The sequence below is a fragment of the Sulfurimonas sp. genome (genome assembly GCF_032250635.1).
GTDB lineage: Bacteria > Campylobacterota > Campylobacteria > Campylobacterales > Sulfurimonadaceae > Sulfurimonas.
This window is the reverse complement of record NZ_JAVVFL010000156.1, coordinates 1-5,331: the sequence shown is the minus strand read 5'-3', so window position 1 is coordinate 5,331 and position 5,331 is coordinate 1. Positions and strand designations below refer to the sequence as shown.

The 5,331-nt window shown below is 41.3% G+C and carries 6 protein-coding genes and 1 pseudogene; 5 read left to right on the top strand and 2 right to left on the bottom strand.

The window, feature by feature from the left end; all coding sequences use genetic code 11:
• Positions 1 to 1,646, bottom strand: a 1,646-nt coding sequence (locus RQ763_RS09220) for a cation-transporting P-type ATPase (RefSeq protein ID WP_314152549.1), incomplete at its 3' end; no start/stop codon positions are given.
• Between the two features lie 37 nt (positions 1,647 to 1,683).
• The gene (locus RQ763_RS09215) at positions 1,684 to 1,830 is read right to left on the bottom strand and encodes a hypothetical protein (protein ID WP_314152548.1); all 147 of its coding nucleotides are present in this window, start codon (positions 1,828 to 1,830) and stop codon (positions 1,684 to 1,686) included.
• A 102-nt stretch (positions 1,831 to 1,932) separates the two neighbouring features.
• On the opposite strand from RQ763_RS09215, the gene RQ763_RS09210 reads away from it, so the two are divergent.
• From RQ763_RS09210 to RQ763_RS09190, 5 genes and pseudogenes are all read left to right on the top strand, one after another.
• Positions 1,933 to 2,421 carry a 2'-5' RNA ligase family protein gene (locus RQ763_RS09210; RefSeq protein WP_314152547.1) on the top strand — a complete coding sequence of 163 codons (489 nt, stop codon included), beginning with the start codon at positions 1,933 to 1,935 and terminating at the stop codon, positions 2,419 to 2,421.
• Positions 2,422 to 2,454: 33 nt separating this feature from the next.
• The gene (locus tag RQ763_RS09205; RefSeq protein ID WP_314152546.1) at positions 2,455 to 2,721 is read left to right on the top strand and encodes a hypothetical protein; all 267 of its coding nucleotides are present in this window, start codon (positions 2,455 to 2,457) and stop codon (positions 2,719 to 2,721) included.
• A 61-nt stretch (positions 2,722 to 2,782) separates the two neighbouring features.
• Entirely contained in the window at positions 2,783 to 4,066 is a 1,284-nt protein-coding gene (locus RQ763_RS09200) for a hypothetical protein (RefSeq protein WP_314152545.1), read from the top strand.
• Positions 4,067 to 4,181: 115 nt separating this feature from the next.
• Positions 4,182 to 5,060, top strand: coding sequence for a metal ABC transporter substrate-binding protein (locus RQ763_RS09195; protein ID WP_314152543.1), 879 nt, complete (start codon positions 4,182 to 4,184; stop codon positions 5,058 to 5,060).
• Positions 5,057 to 5,331: pseudogene (locus tag RQ763_RS09190) on the top strand (manganese transporter); the annotation flags it as partial. The gene RQ763_RS09195 and the pseudogene RQ763_RS09190, both read left to right, overlap by 4 nt.

Genomic DNA, 5,331 nt, shown 5'->3' with positions numbered 1-5,331 from the left:
GCGATTGCCACTCCGTCTATTATCTCATCTCTGCTTATGGCGATGCCGAGTTCTCTTGCTATATAAAATGCCGTATTTGGATGATCCCCCGTTACCATAACTACTTCAATTCCCGCCTCTTCGGCACTGCGAAGAGCCTCTTTGACTCCCTCTCTAAGCGGGTCGGTAATAGCCGCAAATCCAAGATAGGTGTATCCATCCTCCGCAATAGCGCTCTTATCGTTAATCCTGTATGCCAAGGCTATATTTCTAAATCCGTTTGCCGCCCACTCATCAACCTGCTTTAGTACAGACCCTTTCTCATCCTCGCCAAGTGTGCTTTTTGCAAGTATAACCTCCGGTGAGCCTTTGATAAAATCAACTTTTTTGCCATCAATTTCGTAACTTGCAGCTGAATATTTGTTGATAGGTTCGTAGGGAGTTAGCGCGATTGCTTTTTTATACTTTTTAAAAAGCGATTCATCAAGAGCAAGTGCGTACCTTGCCAAGGCTATATCTACCTGATCGCCCAAAAAAACAAACTCATCACCCTCTTTGTGGTAGGTTGATTCATTACATAGAAGAGCACTCAGAACTATATACTCATCTACTGCTTCGCTGCTGCTATATGTTTTATCGGGGCTGATAAAATGCTCAACGCTTAGGCGGTTTTGCGTCATCGTTCCGGTCTTGTCGCTTGCTATAAACGTACATGAGCCAAGCCCCTCAATAGCAGAGAGCTTGCGTACGATGACATTTCTCTTACTCATAACACTGCTTGCGACGCTCAGCGCAACCGTAATAGCAACTGGCAGCCCTTCGGGAATAGCAGATACCGCAAGAGCCACCGTAAGGAAAAAGATATCTTTTAGCGGCATATCCTGATAAACGCCGAGCATGATGATAAGCAGCGCAACACCGCTGATGATTTTAGAGATGTTGAAAGAGAACTTCTCCATGCGCAGCATAAGCGGCGGTTTTGCAATCTTTACCTCTGCCAAAAGAGAGGCGATTTTGCCGACTTCCGTCAGCTCGGCTATTGCCACCACAACTCCGACTGCCCGCCCTTTTGTAACTAAAGAGCCGCCATAGAGCATGTTTTTTCTCTCACCTATGGGTTCATCTTCGTCTTTGGAGATATATTGCGGATTTTTACTTACTTCGATAGATTCGCCACTAAGAAGCGATTCGTTTACTTGCAGATCGTTTGCTTCTATAAGGCGTATATCAGCGGGAGCTTTTACGCCTGATTCGAAAAATACGATGTCACCGACTGTGACATCTTCGCTTAGTATCTCAACTTTTTTGCCGTCTCTTAAAACATTTACATAGGTCTTGATTACTTTTTTCAGAGCGTCAGCTCTCTCGCCGGCATTGTACTCCTGATAGGTTCCGACTACCGCGTTAACGAGAAGTGCCGCCATGATAAAACCGGCATCACTAAACTCTTTGATGACCAGCGATATAACGGTAGCGATAAGCAAAACATAGATGACGGGACTCTTAAACTGCTCAATAAATATATTAAACAGGGTGCGTTTTTTACCATCAGGTAAAATATTTTTACCATAATGCTTAGCACGCAACGCCACCTCATCACTGCTTAATCCATCAACGCCGCACTCCAACTCTCTTAGAGTATCCTCTGCGCTTTTTGTATGAAACATGGAGTGCTATTTTAAAAAAAGTTTGCTCAAATTAACGCTACTTCTTTTTCGCGTTCTTTTTTTCTGCTTTCTCTTTCTTTTTAAAGTCTTTGATGTTCTTTTTGACCTCTTGCTTGAGCTCTTTTTTCAGCATCGCTTTTAACTCTTTTTTTACGATTTTTTGAACTTTTCTCTTGTCAATCATCTTAGATCCTTTAATTTTTATATGCTATATCATAGTCCCAATGAGCTTAATATAAACTATAATCATCATAAATTATATGTTATACTTAACCCTATGAACCCTATGTTTTTAGCCCTCAGAGCACATCTTGGCGATTATGATAAACTCAAACACGACTTTAAAGAGATAATAGAAGGTCGGTGGACAAGCGAAGAGAATCTGCATGCAACAATCTACTATTTTGGCAATACTTACACAGTTGAAGAGCTACTGGAAAAACTACCGCCCACCTTTGAAAAAGTTGAACCGCTGGAGCTAACCTCTTTGAGCTATTTTTCACACAACAATATTTTATTTGCAAGACCAGAGGGGTATAAACTAGATATGCTTCACTCATCACTCTGCACTCAGTTTTCGTTAAAAGAGGCGACACACTTTGTTCCGCATATAACTCTAATGCGAATGAAAAAAATCAACGATAAAGAAGCTTTTAAAGAGCTGCTAGAGAGATATGAAAACATAAAAATAGGCGCTACAGAAACAGCTGTTGAACTTCTGCAGAGCCACTTTTATCCCGATGGCGTGAAGTACGTAACAGTTAAGAAATTTTAATAATATTGATAAAAATATGATAAAATTACGCCTATGAAACTAAACGTACTGCTCTCGATACTCTTTGCTATTGTTACAAGCTTTGCTGCTATCCATGAGGTGGAGCATATTGAGCATAACGACAGTTCAACCTGTTTGGTATGTACCGTCAATAGCAACTTGGTGTCCGATGATGCAGTTAAATTTACTTCGGATGTTGAACTTTTTCACTTTGAAGCGATTGCTCACAATGCCCCTGTTTCATATCTTCATATAGAAACAAAAGCTAACCAGAACCGCGCTCCGCCAACCCTATCCTAAACCCAAAAAAAACAATCATTACAAAAACAAAAATATATATTATTCTTTAGGATAGAAAATTATGAAAAAAATATTATTATCAAGCGCATTATGCGCGGCTTTGGCTTATGGTGCGGATGTACTTCCGGTAGAAAAAAGAACTTTTGATCAGTCGAAATTTATTCCAGATATCTCTTTAATTATGGATGCCTCTTATGTGGACAGAAGTGTTAAAGATGCAGAAGTAGGACATCTCGAAGTCCCGGGCGTGGTTCACGGCTTATTAGGTTCTCATACAGACGGCGATATTACACACTCAACCTACAATGCAGATAACGGGTTTAACCTAAACTACGCGGAGCTTGTGTTATCTAGCTCGGTTGATCCATTTTTTACCATGGACGGCATATTTCACTTCTCAGAGAACGGTGTCGAGATAGAGGAGCTTTTCTTTACATCAAACGCTCTTGGACAGGGCACAAAAGTAAAGGGCGGAAAGTTTAACTCAAACTTCGGCTACCTGAACGAACAGCACCACCACGCATGGGATTTTGCGGATATGCCTTTGGTTTATGAGTCATTTTTGGGAATGCACGGCATCAATGAAGTAGGTGCACAGATACAGTGGACGGCTCCGACTCCTTTTTACCTTATGGCAGGGTTTGAGATACTTCAGGGCGAAAACGAGCAGATGTTTGGGAAAGAGTCAGTTGATTTAACAGTTATAAATACAGCAGCAAACCCTGATACCGTAGAAGGGAGTGATGGGGCATCTCTTTATGTAGGGTACATAAAGGCATCTCAAGATTTTGGTAACACAACTATTTTAGGTGGTATCTCTTATGCACAAGGCGAATCAAGAATAGACCACAGCACCGATGAAGAGGCTCCACATATATTTAGCGGTGATGCAAAACTCTACGGCGCTGATTTTGTTCTCCTGCATGCTCTAGATTCCTATAGCTCTATAAAATGGCAGAGCGAATATCTGGAGAGAGAACTTGATGGTATTCAATATGCAAATAATGATTTAGGTAATTTTGTCTCGCCTACAATGCTTAAAAAACAGAGCGGTCTTTACTCACAACTTATCTACACACACGATAAAAACTGGAAAATGGGTTTGAGGTACGACACAATTTTAAAAAATGATGTTACAAAAGCGAATCTTGACGTAGACCAGCCTGATAATCTTGACAAATACACGGCAATGGTAGAGTACCACACTAGCGAGTTTGCAAGATTTAGACTTCAGTACAGCCGTGATAACGCGATGTTTAACGAAGATGCTCAAAGAGAGAAAATAAACACTATCATTCTCCAAGCAAATATCTCAATCGGCGCACACGCAGCACATAGTTTTTAATTATTTGAACGATGTCGGAAGTAATTCCGCCATCTACACTAGCCGCTAAGGCACAAAACTGCTTTAGCGGTTTCTTTAGAAAAGCTTGCCTCGTTCGAGGCAGATTGGAGTACATTTGAAACAACTACTAACACTTATAACACTTCTGCCGCTAACACTGTTAGCTCATCTAAATATTGCGGTAAGCTACCCATACATTGGCGCGCTTACTAAAACAATAGGCGGCGAGCATATTACGACTACTGTTTTGGCGAAGGGGAATTGGGATCCGCACTTTATCATCCCGCGCCCTTCGCTAATCGCAAAAGTTAGAAATGCGGATGCACTCATTATGAACGGAGGACAGCTTGAGATCGGCTGGCTTCCTCCTCTTATAAACCGCGCAGGAAACCCGAAAACTTCGCCATCATCTGCAACATTTTTAAATCTCTCCCACCATATTGAGCTTATAAACAAGCCTAGTGAGGTCGATAGAAAAGATGGCGACATCCACCCCGATGGCAATCCGCACTTTCATCTTGACCCAAAAAACACTCTACTTCTTGCAAATACAATTAAAGAGTTTTTAATCTCAATCGACAGAGTTGATAAAGAAGTCTATGAGAAAAACTATGCCGAATTTTCAAAGATGTGGAACCAAAAGATGAGTGAGTGGAGTCAAAAGATGAGCGACAAAAAAGGTCTAAAAGTCATACAGTTTCATGACAACTTGGCTTACTTTAACAAAGCGTACGGAGTTATAAACATTGGTACTATAGAGCCTTTGCCTGGGATTCCGCCATCTTCAAAACATGTGATTGAAACGATAGAGCTTATAAAAAAAGAGAATCCTTGCTGCATACTCCATGATGTTTACCACTCAACAAAAACAGCCGATTTTATAAGCCAAAAGGCAGGAATCAAGGTTGTTTTAATGCCACATGACATAGAAGCGCTTGAGAATATTGACAACCTGAGCGCCCTCTTTGACCATCTAACCGGTGCGATAAAATGATAGATATTCTGCTTGTTCCCATTGCCCTCGTTATCATCCTTGTGATGCTTCACTCCTACTTTGGCATGGAGATTCTAAAGCGCGGCATCATCTTTACCGACCTTGCAATCGCGCAGTTCGCGGCTCTTGGCTCGGCAATCAGTCTTGGCTATTTTCATGATGAGCACTTCTATCTATTAACACTTAGTTTTGCACTTTTGAGCGCATTTCTTATAGCCTTTGCCTCGACAAGAAGGCTCCATCTTGAAGCCTTCATCGGGATACTTTATGT